General features: G+C 70.1%; 14 protein-coding genes. 8 read left to right on the forward strand and 6 right to left on the reverse strand.

From position 1 onward, the window contains the following. From ACIA8X_RS08100 to ACIA8X_RS08110, 3 genes are all read right to left on the reverse strand, one after another. Positions 1-1,038, reverse strand: coding sequence for a LacI family DNA-binding transcriptional regulator (locus tag ACIA8X_RS08100; protein ID WP_393444471.1), 1,038 nt, complete (start codon positions 1,036-1,038; stop codon positions 1-3). Positions 1,039-1,175: 137 nt separating this feature from the next. Beyond that, positions 1,176-2,111 carry an ornithine cyclodeaminase family protein gene (locus tag ACIA8X_RS08105; protein ID WP_399458000.1) on the reverse strand — a complete coding sequence of 312 codons (936 nt, stop codon included), beginning with the start codon at positions 2,109-2,111 and terminating at the stop codon, positions 1,176-1,178. Between the two features lie 14 nt (positions 2,112-2,125). Continuing rightward, positions 2,126-3,127, reverse strand: coding sequence for a multicopper oxidase domain-containing protein (locus ACIA8X_RS08110; RefSeq protein WP_399458001.1), 1,002 nt, complete (start codon positions 3,125-3,127; stop codon positions 2,126-2,128). Positions 3,128-3,305: 178 nt separating this feature from the next. Here ACIA8X_RS08110 and ACIA8X_RS08115 point away from each other — a divergent pair, with 178 nt between their 5' ends. Then, a complete protein-coding gene (locus ACIA8X_RS08115) occupies positions 3,306-5,786 on the forward strand; it encodes a ThuA domain-containing protein (RefSeq protein WP_399458002.1) in 2,481 nt (826 codons plus the stop codon). Positions 5,787-5,842: 56 nt separating this feature from the next. After that, positions 5,843-8,005 carry an OmpL47-type beta-barrel domain-containing protein gene (locus ACIA8X_RS08120; RefSeq protein ID WP_399458193.1) on the forward strand — a complete coding sequence of 721 codons (2,163 nt, stop codon included), beginning with the start codon at positions 5,843-5,845 and terminating at the stop codon, positions 8,003-8,005. Here the strand turns inward: ACIA8X_RS08120 and ligD are convergent. Continuing rightward, positions 7,992-9,044, reverse strand: a complete 1,053-nt coding sequence (gene ligD, locus ACIA8X_RS08125) for a non-homologous end-joining DNA ligase (protein WP_393444479.1) — start codon at positions 9,042-9,044, stop codon at positions 7,992-7,994. The two genes, ACIA8X_RS08120 and ligD, sit on opposite strands and share 14 nt — an antisense overlap. Positions 9,045-9,118: 74 nt before the next feature. On the opposite strand from ligD, the gene ACIA8X_RS08130 reads away from it, so the two are divergent. Next, positions 9,119-10,189 (forward strand): ATP-dependent DNA ligase, encoded by a 1,071-nt coding sequence (locus ACIA8X_RS08130; RefSeq protein WP_399458003.1) that lies wholly within the window; start codon positions 9,119-9,121, stop codon positions 10,187-10,189. A gap of 37 nt (positions 10,190-10,226) precedes the next feature. On the opposite strand, the gene ACIA8X_RS08135 is transcribed toward ACIA8X_RS08130, so the two are convergent. Beyond that, entirely contained in the window at positions 10,227-11,417 is a 1,191-nt protein-coding gene (locus ACIA8X_RS08135; RefSeq protein WP_393444483.1) for a zinc-dependent alcohol dehydrogenase, read from the reverse strand. Between the two features lie 228 nt (positions 11,418-11,645). Here ACIA8X_RS08135 and ACIA8X_RS08140 point away from each other — a divergent pair, with 228 nt between their 5' ends. After that, positions 11,646-12,638 (forward strand): DUF3048 domain-containing protein, encoded by a 993-nt coding sequence (locus ACIA8X_RS08140; protein ID WP_393444485.1) that lies wholly within the window; start codon positions 11,646-11,648, stop codon positions 12,636-12,638. A gap of 12 nt (positions 12,639-12,650) precedes the next feature. On the opposite strand, the gene ACIA8X_RS08145 is transcribed toward ACIA8X_RS08140, so the two are convergent. After that, positions 12,651-13,115: a MarR family winged helix-turn-helix transcriptional regulator gene (locus ACIA8X_RS08145; RefSeq protein ID WP_393444487.1), complete on the reverse strand. Its 465-nt coding sequence runs from the start codon at positions 13,113-13,115 to the stop codon at positions 12,651-12,653. Positions 13,116-13,326: 211 nt separating this feature from the next. Between ACIA8X_RS08145 and ACIA8X_RS08150 the strand changes: the two genes are divergently transcribed. From ACIA8X_RS08150 to pcaH, 4 genes are all read left to right on the forward strand, one after another. Then, on the forward strand, positions 13,327-14,109 hold the full coding sequence (locus ACIA8X_RS08150; RefSeq protein ID WP_393444489.1) for a CoA transferase subunit A: 783 nt from the start codon (positions 13,327-13,329) through the stop codon (positions 14,107-14,109). Continuing rightward, the gene (locus ACIA8X_RS08155) at positions 14,109-14,753 is read left to right on the forward strand and encodes a CoA transferase subunit B (RefSeq protein WP_393444492.1); all 645 of its coding nucleotides are present in this window, start codon (positions 14,109-14,111) and stop codon (positions 14,751-14,753) included. The genes ACIA8X_RS08150 and ACIA8X_RS08155 overlap by 1 nt, the downstream gene beginning before the upstream one ends. Continuing rightward, positions 14,750-15,952, forward strand: coding sequence for a thiolase family protein (locus ACIA8X_RS08160; RefSeq protein WP_399458004.1), 1,203 nt, complete (start codon positions 14,750-14,752; stop codon positions 15,950-15,952). The genes ACIA8X_RS08155 and ACIA8X_RS08160 overlap by 4 nt, the downstream gene beginning before the upstream one ends. 142 nt (positions 15,953-16,094) lie before the next feature. Beyond that, positions 16,095-16,868, forward strand: coding sequence for a protocatechuate 3,4-dioxygenase subunit beta (gene pcaH / locus ACIA8X_RS08165; protein ID WP_393444497.1), 774 nt, complete (start codon positions 16,095-16,097; stop codon positions 16,866-16,868). The last annotated feature ends 2 nt before the right edge of the window (positions 16,869-16,870 follow it).

A 16,870-nucleotide genomic window follows, 5' to 3' on the forward strand; every position in this document is an offset into this window, starting at 1 on the left:
CTACGCCGATGCCCGCCGCACCAGCGTCGTAGGCAGCACGACGCTGGACGGCGCGGCGCCGATGCCCTGGTCGGCTGAGTGGCGGTCGAGTCCGCGCAGGAGCAGGCGGGTCATCAACCGGCCCATTTCCTCGATGTCCTGACGGACCGTCGTGAGCGGTGGGTCGGTCTGCTCCGCCACCGGCAGCATGTCGTCGAACCCGACCACGGCGACGTCGTCCGGCACCCGCCGCCCCGACTCGCGCAGCACCCGCAACGCCCCCGACGCGGTGAGGTCGTTGGCGGCGAACACCGCGTCCAGGTCCGGGCAGCGGGCGAGCAGCTCTCGCATCGCCCGCTCGCCGCCGGCCGGCGTGAAGTCTCCCTCGGCGATGAGTCGCGGATCGGCGTCGACCATGACGTCCCGGTATCCGTCGAGCCGGTCCACGGCCGACGTCTGGTCGAGGGCGCCGGCGATATGCGCGATGCGGCTGCGGCCGAGGCCGATGAGGTGCCGTACGGCGTCTCGCGCACCGCCCCGGTTGTCGCTGTCGACGTAGACCACGCTCCGCCGGTCGCCGCTCCAGTCGGGCCGTCCGCCGAACACGGTGGGCACTCCGGCGCGCTGGATCAGTCCGGGCAGGGGGTCGTCGAGGTGCAGCGAGAACACGAGCGCCCCGTCGACATGCCCGCCGGCGAGGTAGCGGGCGACGCGGGCGTGGTCGTCGCGCCCCTCGGTCAGCAGCAGCACCAGCTGGTTGTCGTGGGCCGTCAACTCCTTACTGATGCCCCGGAGTTGCAGGGCGAAGAAGGGGTCGGCGAAGACGCGGGTCTCCGGTTCGGCCACGACGACCGCGACGGCGTCGTGCCGCCGGGTCACCAGACTGCGGGCGGCCTGGTTGGGTACGTACCCGAGCTCCTCCACCGCCTTGCGCACCCGCTCGACGAGCGGTTCCCGCACCCCGTCGCCGCCATTGACCACCCGCGACACGGTGGCCCGCGAGACCCCGGCACGTTCGGCCACGGCTTCCAGGGTGGGACGCGGGGCGGTCTCGGTCACTGCGCGGCTCCTCCTCGGTGGCTGCGGATCAGGATAGCCCCGAGGTGGGTGGACTCGTGAGAGCGCTCTCGCACAGGCGGAGCCACACCCGCGACGAACATCACCGGAGCCCGCCGGAATGGTCCGGGACGGTCCGGTCACGCCAGCAGATCCACCCGCCGCCCGACGCCCGCCCGCTCCGCCGCCCGATACGCCAGCCGGCTGAGCGCCAAGTCCTGCCAGGGCAGCCCGACCGGTGCGTAGACCGTACGGCCCTCGGCGCTCACCCGCCCCGGATGCTCCCCCCGCAGCACGTCCCCGAGCGTGGCGTCGGCGGCCGACGCCGGAAGTCCCGCCGCCGCCAACGCCCCCATGCTCGCGGCGAGTTCCCGGTCGTCCACGACCAGCAGGGCTGCTCGCAGCAGGTCGTCCGCCAGCTCCTGCTTGCCGGGCTCGTCCGCACCCACGCTCGTGAAGTGCTGGCCCACCCGTGTGTCCGACAGCTGCAGCAACGGGGTCCGGGCCCAGGTCGCCAGCAGTACGGTGTCGGCCGCCGCCGCGACCTCCTGCGGCGAGCCCACGGCCCGGCCGTCGTGCCGTTCGGCGAACGCGGAGGCCCGCCCGGGGTCCGTGTCATGGACGACGAGTGCACGGTGCGGCCGCAGCACCGCCAGCCCTCGCACCATCAGCTCGGCCTGCGCCCCCGCGCCGATCACGCCGAGGACCTCTCCGGCCCCGGCCAGCGCATGCGTGCCCAACGCCGCCGCCAGCCCCGTACGCCATGCGGTGACCGTCGACGAGTCGAGCAGCGCCAGCAGCTCGCCGTCCCGTCCGCTGTGCAGGCAGATCACCCCGCGCAGGGCGGGCCGCGCGCCCGGGAACTTGGCGTTGACCTTCACCGTGTATGCCTCGACGCCCGGCAGGAGTCCGGGCAGCAGAGCGGTCGCAGTGCCCGGGAACGGCAGATCGGTCCGCACCCGCTGCCCCGCGACCGATACGGCGTCCGCGCACCGGAATCCCTCGCTCAGCGCTGCCAGGCACGCCTCCGGCTCCAGTACGGCTTCCAGGTCACTTCGCGTCAGAACGAGCGTCACCCGGCCATGATCCCTCAGTGCTCGTGCGCGGCCCCCGAGCTCGGCTCATGACCGTGCTCGTGCGGGTCGTAGCCCGGAATCGTCCCGTCCGCCTTCTTCACCAGGAACAACCCGACCATCCCCATGTCCGAGTGGCTCTGCACATGGCAGTGGTACATCCACGCCCCCGCGCCGACCCCCTCCCCCGCGATCACCTGGAACCCGAACGAGTCCGCCGGGCCGACGATCTTGTTGTCGATGACCTGACTCGGGTCGTCGGGGCCGGTGAGCATGCCCGTGCGGTTGTCCGCCCAGCGGTGACCGTGCATGTGGAAGGTGTGGTAGTACTCGCCGTGCGTGATCATCACGAACTCGACGCGATCACCCACCGTGGCCTCGAAGTTGGGGCCGGTGTGCGCGGGCTTGTTGTTGATCAGCATGTCGTTGAAGACGACGGTGTGGGTCGCGTCCGGGAGGATGTCGCCCTTGCGCCGCACGATCACCGGCCCGTACAGACCCTTGCGGATGCCGCCTGTGCCGTGCTCCGTGCCGACGACGTGGTCGTGGTAGTGCCAGTAACCGGCGCTGCCCGCCCGCCAGGTGCCGTCCCCCCGACGGCCGGGGGCGTGGGTGCGCCAGGTGTAGGTGCGGGTGCCGCCGGGCTCGACGTCGCTCTTGTTCAGCTTCGTGCCGTCGCTGGTGATCTCGTAGTCGAGGCCGTGGACATGCAGGCTCACCGGCACGTCCATCGTGTTCTCGAACTCGATGTGCGCGGTGTCGCCCTCGTTGAGCTCGATCAGGGGGCCGGGGATCGTCGCCTTGCCCTTCTCGAAGCCGTAGCCCATCTGTCCGTCGGCGAGCTTCTCGGCATACAGCTTGAGGTGCCGGACCTCACCGCCGGCCGGCGCCGTCTTCGGTGGTGTGTCGGCACCCATGGCCTCGGGTGCCGATGCCAGCGACAACGATGTCGCGGCGGTCGCGCCACCCAGCAGTACACCTCTGTTGAAGGTACGCCTGTTGAAGCTGCGTCTGTCCATGCCGAACTCCCCACGGCGGTACGGAATTTACGGGGATGAACCGCTGAGACGGTACCGGCCGTCCCCTCGTTTATCCACACTCAGGACAAAGTTGGTCCCAGTGCGGTCATAGGTATTGGCGAGCCGTTCAAAGGGGTCTAGCTTCCTTGTCGCTGTTGCTGTGACCGTGGAGGTGCCCATGCGCTTAAGAGCTTTGAGCACAAGAAGACAGACCTGGGTGGCCACCGTGACCGCCGGGATCGTCGCCGCCGGGCTGATGTCGGCCCCGGCCGCCGACGCGCGCCCGGCCCCGGAGCCACCCCTGACAACGATGTCCGTCAAGTCGCCGCCGGGCGGCGCGAATGTGCGTGTGCTGGTCTTCTACGGATCCGCGGCCGCAGGCGAGGAGTCGCCCCTGGTGAACGCCGGCATCGAGGCGATCGAGAAGATCGGCCTGTCCGGCGCGGCCGACCAGCGCTTCAAGACCGAGGCCACGAACGACGCCTCGGTCTTCACCGACGAGACCAAGCTGGGCCGTTACAACGCGATCGTGTTCCTCACGGGCGGCGGCGACGTCCTCGATCCCGAGCAGGAGGCGGGCCTGGAGGCCTACATGGAGGCGGGCGGCGGTTTCGTCGGCATCCATGACGCGGCCCGCGCCGAGCCGTACTCGGACTGGTTCACCGGCCTCGTCGGCGCCCGCCCGGCCGCCGCGAGCCCAACGGCCGTACAGCGTGCGGTGGTTGAGGTCGGCGACCGGCGGCATCCCGCCACCAAGGACCTGCCGGTGCAGTGGAAGCGTCCCGACCAGTGGTTCAACTGGACGAAGAACCCGTCGGGCGAGGTGCACACCGTGGCCCGGGTGCGCGAGTCGACGTACCAGCCGGGTGACAGCAAGAACGGCTGGGACCACCCGGTGAGTTGGTGCCGCGACTACGACGGCGGCCGCTCCTTCTACACCGGCATGGGCGGCACGGTGTCGTCGTACGACGAGACCGACTTCCGTACGCATCTGCGCGGCGCCCTGCTGTGGACGACCCGGCTGGTGCAGGCCGACTGCAAGGCCACCATCACCGGCAACTACAAGGCCGAGCGCCTCACGCAGCCCAACCAACCCGGCCAGAACGACCAGATCGGCGAACCGCACGGCCTGGTCACGGCCCCCGACGGCCGCGTCCTCTACATCGGCCGGGGCGGCGCCGACTCCGCCCAGCCGGTCGTCACCGACTGGAACAACCCGGACATCGGCAAGGGCCAGGGCGAGATCCACGTCTACGACCCGCAGACCAAGAAGGTCACCCTGGCGGGGGCGCTCACGGTCTTCGGCAACAAGGGCGGCGGCGACGAGCTGATCAAGGTCGAGGAGGGGCTCCTCGGCATCGAGCTCGACCCGCGCTTCGAGGAGAACGGCTGGGTGTATCTGCACTACACCCCGCACTCCCAGCTCAACCGTGACACACGGATGGCCGAGCGGCGCGTCTCCCGCTTCACGCTCGACCTGGCCACGAACAAGCTGGACCTGAGCAGTGAGAAGGTGCTGCTCAAGTGGCCGGTGCAGGTGCACAGTTGCTGCCACTCGGGCGGCGGGATGGCCTGGGACTCCAAGGGCAACCTGTACATCGCGACCGGCGACAACAACTCCAGTGGCTTCAGCGACGGTTACTCGGGCAACAACCCCGAGCCCAACTACAAGGGCGTCTCCTTCGCCGACGCGCGCCGCACCGCCGGCAACACCAACAACCTCAACGGCAAGATCCTGCGCATCCACCCGGAACCGGACGGCACGTACACCCTGCCGGACGGCAACCTCTTCACCGGCGAGGAGACCGACGAGGGCGGCGGCAAGACGCGCGGCGAGATCTATGTGATGGGCGTCCGCAACCCGGCGCGCATCTCCGTCGACAAGCAGACCGACGTCCTCTACGCGGGCTGGGTCGGCCCGGACGCCTCGGCGCCCTCGACCACATGGGGCCCGGCGAAGTACGACACGTTCGCCGTCATCACCAAGGCGAGCAACCGGGGTTGGCCGTACTGCATGGGCAACAAGCAGCCCTACCGGGACCGCAATCTGACGGATCCGAGCAAGCCGCTGGGCTGGTACGACTGCGACCACCCGAAGAACGAGTCGCCGAACAACGACGGCCTCGTCAACCTCCCGCCGGTCACCGGCAACAACATCTGGTACTCGCCCCAGGGCGGCGCCCCGGACTTCCCGCGCGACGCGAACGGCGTGCCGTCGTACAAGCAGGAGGAGTCCACCTATCAGCTGCCATGGCTCAAGGGCGGCGGCCAGGCCGCGATGAACGGGCCGGTCTACCGGTACGACGCGGCGAGCACCAGCGGGACCAGGTGGCCGGCCTACTGGGACGGCAAGTGGTTCGTCGGCGACTTCTACGACGCCGACCAGCCGCGCAACGCGGTGATCACCGACCCGAAGACGCACGGTGACGGCGGTCTGCCGATTCACTCGGAGTCGCTGAAGAAGATCGTGCCGATCGGCAACGACGGCATCAAGAACCTCATGGACTGGAGGTTCGGTCCGGACGGCGCGCTGTACGTGCTCGACTACGGCCGGGGGTTCTTCACCTCGGACGCCAAGTCGGCGCTGTGGCGGGTCACTTACACGGGCGGCGGAGCGACTCCGGCCGCCGACCAGCTGGCGAGAGGAGGAGCCCAGTGATCCGCAGACGCCGTCAACGAAGAGTCTGGACGGCCTTGGTGGCCGTACTGCTCGTGATGCTGGGGCTGCAGTCCGCGCCCGTCGCCGCCGGACAGCCCGATGCCCCGACCCCGACCGCGGCCGCCGCGCAGGTGCTCACCTGGACCGCGGGCGACGACATCACCAAGTACACGACGGCTCCCGCGACAGCCGTCGCCGGTCAGACGACGATCGTCTTCGAGAACAGCACGGCGACCGGCAACACCACCGGAATGCCGCACACGTTGACGTTCGACACCTCCGACCCGGAGTTCAACAACGACGTCCAGCTGAACATCCTCGCCAACCCGAACGACGACCAGGGCGGCAAGCACACCGCCGAGGTCACGCTCACCCCCGGCCGCTACCGCTACTACTGCACGATCCCCGGTCACGGGCAGATGCAGGGCATCCTGGTGGTGACCGAGGGCAGTGGCGAGGACACGACGGCGCCCGAGGCGTCGGCGCACGTCAGCGGGGTACAGAACGGGCAGGGGCAGTACGTCGGTTCGGCGAGCGTGGCCATCCATGCCACGGACAACGAGGGCGGTTCCGGGGTCGACCGCGTCGAGTACGCGATCGGCGATGCGGGCGCCTGGCAGCCGTACACCGCCCCGGTCGTCGTCGACCAGGTCGGCGACCACAAGATCCGCTACCGCGCCCTCGACAAGGCGGGGAACGTCTCGGCGGAGAAGAGCGCCCAGTTCACGGTCGTCCCACCGTCGACCGACGACACGACGGCGCCGGAGACCTCGGCGACCGTCAGCGGTGAGCAGAACCCCGACGGCACGTACATCGACATGGCGACCGTCACCGTGTCCGCCTCCGACACCGGTTCCGGCGTCAACACCATCGAGTACGCGATCGGCGACGGCGCCTGGCAGCCGTACACCGCGCCCGTGATGGTGCACGAGGTTGGCGCTCATACGGTGCGCTACAGGGCCACCGACAAGGCGGGCAACGTCGCCGCCGAGAAGAACGTGCGGTTCACGGTGGTCGCGGCGCCCCAGCCGGACACGACCGCGCCGGTGACCGGTGTGACCGTCGAGGGCACGAAGAACTCGTCGGGGGCGTACGTCGGCAACGCCAAGGTGACCGTCACGGCGACCGACGAGCACCACGGCTCGGGGGTCGACCGGATCGAGTACTCGATCGACGGCGGACCGTACCTCGCGTACGGCGCCCCGGTGGTCGTCGACCGCGCGGGCACCCACACCCTCGCCTACCGGGCGACGGACAAGGCGGGCAACACCTCGGCGGCCCGCACGGTGACCTTCACCGTCGTATCCGGTCAGGTTCCGGCGCCCAACTGCCCAGAGTTCGACGAGCGGTTGACAGTGATCGTCGGCACGGTCGACTCGGGTGTCCCGAACCGGCTCACCAACAGCCGATGCCGGATCAACGAGTTGATCGAGGACGAGAAGGAGTGGACGTCCCACGCGCTGTTCCTCAAGCACGTGACGACGGTCCTGGACAAGCTCCTCAAGGAAGGGGTCGTCGACCAGCGCGAGTACGACGCCGTCCGCAAGGCCGCCCGCCAGTCCGGGATCGGCAAGCCCGGCCAGACCGAGGGCTACCGCACGATCCTCGACGGCAGCGCGGAGTCGTTCGCCAAGTGGCAGCAGGTGGGCGGCGGTTCGTTCGCGCAGAACGCCGACGGCTCGATCACCAGCGGAACCAGCAAGGCGGGCCTTGGCATGCTGTGGTTCCCCGAGCGCAAGTACGGCGACTTCTCGCTCAAGCTGCAGTGGCGTGACGACGCTCCGGGCACCGGCAACGCCAACTCGGGCGTCTTCGTCCGGTTCCCGTGGGTGCACGACCACGCCGAGGAGTCACGGCCCGAGTGGGTCGCCATCAAGTACGGGCACGAGGTGCAGGTGCTCGACCGTCCTGACGGCGACATGTACAAGACGGGCTCGGTCTACGGCTTCGACCGGGTGGGGCTCGCCGGTGCCGGCGTCACCCAGAAGGGCACGTGGAACGACTACGAGATCCGCGTGGTCGACCAGCACTACTCGGTCTACCGCAACGGCGTGCTGATCAACGAGTTCGACAACATCGGCGGCCAGGACTTCGTCCCGCCCCGCTCGGACGACCCGGGCACGGACGGGCGCAGGTTCGCCTCCGGTTACGTCGGGCTCCAGGTGCACGGCACGACGGATGTGGTCTCGTACCGGGACATCCGGATCAAGGAGTTGTAGGTTCCGAGGGAGGCGCCTGTGACGGGGGCGCCTCCTTCTTCGCCCGGCTCGGCTGCACCCGCTTCGGCTCGCCCGGCATCTTCGGATACTCGGGCGGGTACGGCAGATCGCCGAGCCCGTGGTCGCGCTCGTCCTTGTTGGCCAGCTCCAGCAGCGCGTCGAGCGAGAAGCGATGGTCGTCCATGTCCGCGTGCACGTCGCCGAGTTCGGCGAAGCGCGCGGGCATGGTCGCGATGTCGAAGTCCTGGGGATGGGCCACGCCGACCTCGTCCCAGCGCAGGGGCGCGGAGACCGGGGCGTGCGGGCGGGGCCGTACGGAATAGGCCGAGGCGATGGTCCGGTCCCGGGCGGTCTGGTTGTAGTCGACGAAGATGCGCTCGCCCCGCTCCTCCTTCCACCACTTGATCGTCACCTGCTCCGGCATCCGCCGTTCCAGCTCCCGGCCGACCGCGATGGCGGCGCGCCTGACCTGGGTGAAGGTCCAGCGTGGCTCAATGGGCACGAAGACGTGCAGGCCCCGGCCGCCGGAGGTCTTGGGCCAGCCGCGCAGGCCGCCGAACTCGTCGAGGACGGCGCGCAGTTCGTGGGCGGCGCGGACGGCGTCGTCGAAGTCGGTGCCGGGCTGCGGGTCGAGGTCGATGCGCAGTTCGTCGGGGCTGTCGACGTCGTCGCGGCGGACCGGCCAGGGGTGGAAGGTGAGGGTGCCGTACTGGGCGGCCCACAGGACGGCGGCCTCCTCGGTGGGGCACATCTCGTCGGCGCTACGGCCGCTGGGGAAGGTGATGTGGGCGGTGGGGATCCAGTCGGGCATGTTCTTGGGCGCCCGCTTCTGGAAGAAGTTCTCGCCGGTCACGCCGTCCGGGTAGCGCTCCAGTGTGGTGGGCCGGTCGCGCAGGGCGCGCAGGATGCCGGGGCCGACGGCGATGTAGTACTGGGCGAGGTCGAGCTTGGTGAAGCCGCGCTCCGGGAAGAAGATCTTGCCGGGACTGGACAGGCGCACCTTCCGGCCGCCCGCCTCCAGCTCCACCGCTTCACCCATGCGAGCCACGGTAGGCCCGGCGCCCACCCCTCGCACACTGGGCGGCGGCTGCCTTGTGCGCGCAGAATCGGACCATGGACCTTCCGGTGATGCCGCCCGTGAAGCCGATGCTCGCCAAGTCGGTGCCGAAGATCCCGCCGGGCATGCAGTACGAGGCGAAGTGGGACGGGTTCCGGGCGATCGTGTTCCGCGACGGGGCCGAGGTCGAGCTGGGCAGCCGTACCACCAAGTCGCTGACCAGGTACTTTCCCGAGCTGGCTGCGGGGCTGAAGGAGCGGTTGCCGCAGCGGTGCGTGCTGGACGGGGAGATCGTGATCGCGCGGGAGGGGCGGCTCGACTTCGACGCGCTCACCGAGCGCATCCATCCGGCGGACTCCCGGGTGCGGATGCTGGCCGAGCGGACGCCGGCGTCGTTCGTGGCCTTCGACCTGCTGGCGCTGGCGGACCAGTCGTTGCTGGAGACCTCGCTGGCGGACCGGCGGGCGCTGCTCACCATGGCGTTGTCCGGGGTGACGGAGCCGGTGCATGTGGCGCCGGCGACGACGGACATCGAAACGGCGCAAGGGTGGTTCGAGCAGTACGAGGGTGCCGGGCTGGACGGGGTGATCGCCAAGCCGCTGACCCTGCGCTACCTCCCGGACGAGCGCGCCATGTTCAAGATCAAGCACGAGCGGACGGCGGACGTCGTCGTCGCGGGCTACCGCCTGCACAAGAGCGGACCGATCGTGGGATCCCTGCTGCTCGGCCTGCACGACGACCAGGGCACCCTCCAGCACGTGGGCGTGTCGGCCGCGTTCTCGATGAAGCGGCGCGCGGAGCTGATCGAGGAGCTGGAGCCGCTGCGTATGGCGGATGCCGCGGGGCATCCCTGGGCGGCCTGGGCCGAGGAGGCGGCGCACGAGTCGGCCCGGCTGCCGGGCGCGCCGAGCCGCTGGTCGGGCAAGAAGGACCTGTCCTGGGTACCGCTGAGGCCGGAGCGGGTGGCCGAGGTGGCCTACGACCACATGGAGAACGGCGTGCGCTTCCGGCACACGGCCCGCTTCCGCCGCTGGCGCCCGGACCGCACCCCCGAGAGCTGCACCTACGCGCAGCTGGAGGAGCCGGTCCGCTACGACCTGGCGGAGATCTTCGCGCCGCAGGCCTGATCAGAAACAGCGGCCTGATCAGAAGCAGCAGCGGGTTTCAGGGCTTCATCAGCACCTTCACCGCGCCCTCCTGCTTGCGCTGGAACATCTCGTACGCGTGCGGGGCATCGCTCAGCGGCACGCGGTGCGTGGCGAAGTCGTCGACGCCGAGGGGGTCCTCGTCCGTCAGGTACGGCAGGATGTCGTCGCTCCAGCGGCGCACGTTGGCCTGGCCCATCCGGATCTGGAGCTGCTTGTCGAAGAGGGTGACCATCGGCAGCGGGTCGGCGGTGCCGCCGTACACGCCGGACAGGGAGATCGTGCCGCCGCGCCGGACCAGGTGGATGGCCGTGTTGAGTGCGGCGAGCCGGTCGACGCCGAAGCGTTCGGCGAGCGGGCCGCCCAGTTTCCGCGGCAGCATCGCGGAGGCCTGCTGGGCCAGCCGGGCGGCCGCGCTGCCGTGCGCCTCGGTGCCGACCGCGTCGATCACGGCGTCGGGGCCGCGGCCGTCGGTCTCGTCGCGGATGGCGGCGACGAGTTCCTTCTCGTCGTGGAAGCTTCGCAGGTCGTACGTCTCGACACCCCGCTCGCGCGCCCGCCGCAGCCGCTCGGGCACCAGGTCCACGCCGAACACGCGCCCGGCGCCCTGCACCTGGGCGACCCGGCAGGCCATGTCGCCGATGGGGCCGAGGCCGAGCACGGCGATGCTGCCGCCCTTCGGGACCTCGGCGTAGCGGACCGCCTGCCAGGCGGTGGGCAGGACGTCGGAGAGGTAGACGAAGCGGTCGTCGGGCGGCCCTTCCGGAATCTTGATCGGGCCGAACTGCGCCTGCGGGACCCGTAGGTACTCCGCCTGGGCGCCCGGCACCGAGCCGTACAGGCGGGTGTAGCCGAAGAGGGCGGCGCCCATGCCCTCGCCGGTGACCTGGGTGGTCTCGCACTGGGTCGGCAGCCCGGTCAGGCACATCCAGCAGTTGCCGCAGGCGATCTGGAACGGCACCACGACCCGGTCGCCCGCCTGTAGGTCCGGCACCCCGGCGCCGACCTCCTCGACGATGCCGATCGGTTCGTGGCCGAGGATGTCGCCCGGGGTCATGAACGGGGTGAGCACCTCGTAAAGATGCAGGTCGGAGCCGCACAGTCCGCTGGACGTGATGCGGATGACCGCGTCCGTCGGCTCCTGGATCTGCGGATCCGGGACGTTCTCCACGCGCACATCGCGCTTGCCCTGCCAGGTCACTGCCTTCATCGCCGCGCGCTCCCTCCGTCACTCGCGCGCCTCCGCGCGTCCGGTGGCCGCCGGGTACCCCGGCGGTCCGCGCGGCATACACCGACCGGCCGAACCACCGACCGGCCACCCGAACCAGGGGCGACCAGCGGAGTGAACCGGGCGGTCGAAAGCGATCGACCGTGGGCACTAATGAACTGATAAGCACACAATTAACGAGACGGACTGGGCGGGTGGTGGCGGGTGACCATGAAGGTCAGGCAACGAGCGACGCGCACAAGACGCGCCACGACGACGGCGCTGCTGGCCGCCGCACTGAGCGCCGCGCTGGCGGCCGGCTGCACGACGTCCGACGGCGCACGCGACGACGGGCGCGGCCAGGAGCAGTCACCGGGGTCGAGCGAGGGCGGAAGCCGGCAGGCCCAGGGGGCGGTGCTCGCCGTGAAGATCGACAACGTCAGCGCCGCGCGGCCCCACACCGGCCTGAACGAGGCGGACATCATCTACGTCGAGCAGGTCGAGGCCGGGCTCAGCCGGCTGATGGCGGTGTACGCGCAGAAGCTGCCGAAGGTCATCGGGCCGGTGCGCAGCGCCCGCGAGACCGACCTCGAGCTGCTGGGCCAGTTCGACCGGCCGACGCTCGCCTTCTCGGGGGCGCAGGGCAAGCTCATGCCGCTGATCAACAAGGCGCCGCTGCAGGCGGAGCCGCCCGGCAAGGCGTCCGACGCCTACTTCCGCAGCCCGTACAAACGCTCGCCGCACAACCTCTACCTGCGGCCCGACCGGTTGATGTCATCCGCGCCGGGCACCAGCGTGCTGACGACCGGCTTCCGCTTCGGCGCCGCCCCCGCGGGCGGCAAGGCCGAGACCTCGCGGACGGTGAGCTTCGAGGCGGCCCGGTACACGTTCACCTGGTCCGAGAGCCAGGACCGCTGGCTGGTCGCCATGGACGGCAAGGCCGCCGCGACGTCGGACGGGAAGCCGATGACGGCCGGGACGGTCATCGTGCAGTACGTGAAGGTGCGCAAGTCCGAGTTCCACGACTCCCGCGGCAACTACACGCCGTACACCGAGACGGTGGGCTCCGGGACGGCGTCGGTGCTGCGCGACGGGCGCGCCTACGACGACGTGCGGTGGCAGCGGCCGACGGCCAAGGACGGCACGACGTTCACGACCCACGAGGGCAAGCCGATGAACTTCCAGCACGGGCAGGTGTGGGTGGTGTTCGCGACGGCGCCCTGAGCGGCCCCGGAGTCAGGGCTGTGCGACGAGGGGTTCCGCCGGGTTGCGGAGTCCCTCGGCCGCGTCCGCGACCCGCTGGATCAGGTCGAAGAACAGGGCCTGTTCCTCGGCGGAGAGCGGGGCCAGGAACACCTGGTTCATCCGGGCCGTGCGGACGGTCAGCTTCTTGTGCGTGCGCAGCCCCTCGTCCGTGAGCCGCAGCAGGAAGCGGCGGCCGTCCTGAGGATCGCGCACCTTGTCGAGGAGCCCACGGCGGCCGAGCCGGCTGATCACCTCGGCGATGGTGGACCGGTCGAGCCCGACCCGTTCCCCCACGGTCCGCTGGTCCAGGCCCGGCTCGGCGACGAGCGTGTTGAGCACGGCGAACTGGGGCGAGGTGATCTCCTCGGAGACCATCGTGTTCCACAGCAGGTAGTGCGCCTGCTGGAGCCGCCGGGCCAGATGCCCGGGGTGGGTGGTGAGGTCCACGGCGCCCATGCGCACTCCCCTGATCAGATTCGTCGGTGCACTGAACAATACCTGGCACCGACGAGACTGTCTGCGGTGCGCGCACTCCACCGAGGCTCGCATTTGCCGAGGTCTTGACGGACTTCCCGGTCCAGTGGCAGCGTGAAGGAGAACCTCGAAGAAATAATCAGTGCCCTGACTAATCCGGGTGCTGGGAGCTCGCAGAGATGAGGCTTCTCGGATGGACAAGGTGGTCGCCACGGCCCTGGAGGCGGTGGCCGATGTGGGTGACGGCGCGTCGCTCGCGGTGGGTGGTTTCGGGCTGAGCGGTGTGCCGAACGTGCTGATCCAGGCGCTCTACGAGCGTGGCGTGTCCGGCGTTTCGGTCGTCTCCAACAACTGCGGGGCGATGGAGTCCGGGCTCGCCGTCCTGCTGTCGGCCGGGCGGATCGCGCGGGTGACCGGCTCCTACATCGGCGCGAACAAGGAGTTCGCGCGGCAGTACCTGTCCGGGGAGCTGGAGGTCGAGATGATCCCGCAGGGCACGCTGGCCGAGCGGCTGCGGGCCGGCGGTGCCGGGATCCCTGCGTTCTTCACGCCGGCGGGGGTGGGTACGCAGGTCGCCGAGGGCGGGCTGCCCTGGCGGTACGACGGCTCCGGTGGGGTCGCGCTGGCCTCGCCGCCGAAGGAGGTGCGGGAGTTCGACGGCGCCGAGTACGTACTGGAGCGCGGTATCCGTACGGACTTCGCGCTGGTGCGAGCCGCGAAGGGTGACCGGCACGGGAACCTGGTGTTCAACAAGTCCTCCCGGAACTTCAATCCGCTGGCCGCCATGGCCGGGCGGGTGACCATCGCCGAGGTCGAGGAACTCGTCGAGCCCGGCGAGATCGAACCGGACGCGGTGCATCTGCCGGGGATCTTCGTGCAGCGGGTGGTCGCGCTGACCCCGGAGCAGGCCGCGGACAAGCAGATCGAGAAGCGCACGGTTTCCGCGCCTTCAGCACGAGGGACGGAGAGCAACTGATGGCCTGGACACGTGAGGAAATGGCCGCCCGCGCAGCGCGCGAGCTCCAGGACGGCCAGTACGTCAACCTCGGCATCGGGCTGCCGACCCTGATCCCCAACTATCTGCCGGAGGGCGTCGAGGTCATCCTGGAGTCGGAGAACGGCATCCTGGGCACCGGCCCCTACCCCACCGACGACCAGGTCGACCCGGACCTGATCAACGCCGGCAAGGAGACCGTCACGGTCCTGCCGGGCGCGTCCTTCTTCGACTCGGCGCTGTCCTTCTCGATGATCCGCGGCGGGCACATCGATGTCGCCGTGCTCGGCGCGATGCAGGTCTCGCAGACCGGTGACCTGGCCAACTGGGCCATCCCCGGCAAGATGATCACCGGCATCGGCGGGGCGATGGACCTCGTGCACGGGGCCCGTACCGTCATCGTCGTGATGACCCACACCGCCAAGGACGGCTCGGCGAAGATCCTCGCCGAGTGCGCCCTGCCGCTGACCGGCAAGGCGTGTGTGAACCGGATCATCACCGACCTCGGCGTCCTCGACGTCACCGACGACGGGCTCGTCCTCGTCGAGACCGCGCCCGGTGTGAGCGTCGACGAGATCATCGCCAAGACCGACGCCAAGCTGACCGTCGCGGAGGCACTGCTGTGAACACCGTCTATCTCGTCGACGCGGTCCGCACCCCGATCGGCCGCTACAACGGCGCCCTCGCCTCCGTCCGCCCGGACGACCTGGCCGCGCACGCCATCCGTGAACTCGTCGGCCGTACGCCCGACTTGGACCCGTCTCGGATCGAGGATGTGTACTTCGGCAACGCCAACGGCGCCGGCGAGGAGAACCGCAACGTCGGCCGCATGGCCGCGCTGCTGGCCGGCCTGCCCACCAGCGTTCCCGGCGTGACCGTCAACCGGCTCTGCGCGTCGGGTCTTGAGGCTGTGATCCAGGCGGCCCGCGCCATCGCGGCCGGGGACGCCTCCATCGCCGTGGCCGGTGGCGTCGAGTCGATGACCCGGGCGCCGTACGTCCTGCCCAAGTCGGACAAGCCGTTCCCGGCCGGGCACGCCGAGCTGTACTCCACCACCCTGGGCTGGCGCATGGTCAACCCGAAGATGGAACCGCAGTGGACCATCCCGCTGGGCGAGAGCGCGGAGCTGATCGCCGAGAAGCACAAGATCAGCCGCGAGCAGCAGGACGAGTTCGCGCTCGCCAGCCATCGGAAGGCCGCGCGTGCCCAGCAGGCCGGTCTGTTCGACGCCGAGCTGGCCCCGGTGAGCATCCCGCAGCGCAAGGGTGACCCGAAGGTCTTCGGCACCGACGAATCCGTACGGCCCGACGCGTCGCTTGAGGCGATGGCGGGGCTCAAGCCGTCGTTCCGCAAGGAGAACGGCACCGTCACCGCGGGCAACGCGTCCCCGCTCAACGACGGCGCCGCGGCCCTGCTGCTGACCGACGAGGAAGGCCTGAAGGCGACCGGTCGCGAGCCACTCGCCCGGATCTCCGCCACCGGTGTGTCGGCGCTCGATCCGCACTACTTCGGGCTCGCTCCCGTCGAGGCGGTTACGCGTGCGCTGGCCAAGGCGGGCAAGGGGTTCGGCGATCTGTCCGTGCTGGAGCTGAACGAGGCGTTCGCCGCCCAGGTGTTGGGCTGTGTCGCCGAGTGGCCCGAGTTCGACCCGGCGATCCTCAATCCGCAGGGTGGTGCCATCTCCCTCGGGCATCCGCTGGGCGCCTCCGGGGCCCGTCTCGCCGGTACGGTCGCCCACCAGCTCGCTCGCGCGGGCGGTGGGGTCGGTGTGGCCACGTTGTGCATCGGCGTTGGCCAGGGACTCGCCCTCGTCCTGGAGCGTTGAGCATCGTCAGCGGCTGCGGGCCCGTTGTGGCTGGACGCGCCCGCGCGGCGGAGCCGCATATTGATACAGCCCCGCGCCCCTATGGGGCGCTCCACCAACCCCCTGCTTTGACGTGAACGTCAGGAACCCACAGGAACCTCCCATGACCCTCACCCAGCACGACATCGACCAGGAGATCGCGGCCGAGCACGCCGCCTACGAGAAGCGTGTCGCCGACGGTGCCCCCGTCGAGCACCAGCCGCGCCGCGACTACGCCCCGTACCGGTCCTCGGTTCTGCGTCACCCCAAGCAGCCGCCGATCTCGATCGACGTCACCAAGGACCCGGAGCTGGTGGAGCTGTCCTCCCCCGCGTTCGGGGAGCGGGACATCACCGAGATCGACAACGACCTCACCCGGCAGCACAACGGCGAGCCGATCGGTGAGCGGATCACCGTCGAGGGCCGGCTCCTCGACCGTGACGGGCGACCGATCCGTCGGCAGCTCGTCGAGATCTGGCAGGCGAACTCGGCCGGTCGCTACGCGCACCAGCGTGAGCAGCACGACGCGCCGCTGGACCCGAACTTCACCGGCGTCGGCCGCACGCTGACGGACGACAGCGGCTTCTACCGGTTCACCACCGTCCAGCCGGGCCCGTACCCCTGGCGCCAGCACGTCAACGCCTGGCGGCCGGCCCACATCCACTTCTCGCTGTTCGGTTCGGCGTTCACGCAGCGGCTGGTGACGCAGATGTACTTCCCGAGCGATCCGCTGTTCCCGTACGACCCGATCATCCAGTCGGTGACGGACGACGCGGCCCGGCAGCGGCTGGTCGCGACGTACGACCACAGCCTGTCGGTGCCGGAGTTCTCCATGGGCTACCACTGGGACATCGTGCTCGACGGCCCCCATGCCACCTGGATCGAAGAAGGGCGCTGACC

The sequence above is a fragment of the Streptomyces sp. NPDC051738 genome (genome assembly GCF_044453205.1).
Taxonomy (GTDB): domain Bacteria; phylum Actinomycetota; class Actinomycetes; order Streptomycetales; family Streptomycetaceae; genus Streptomyces.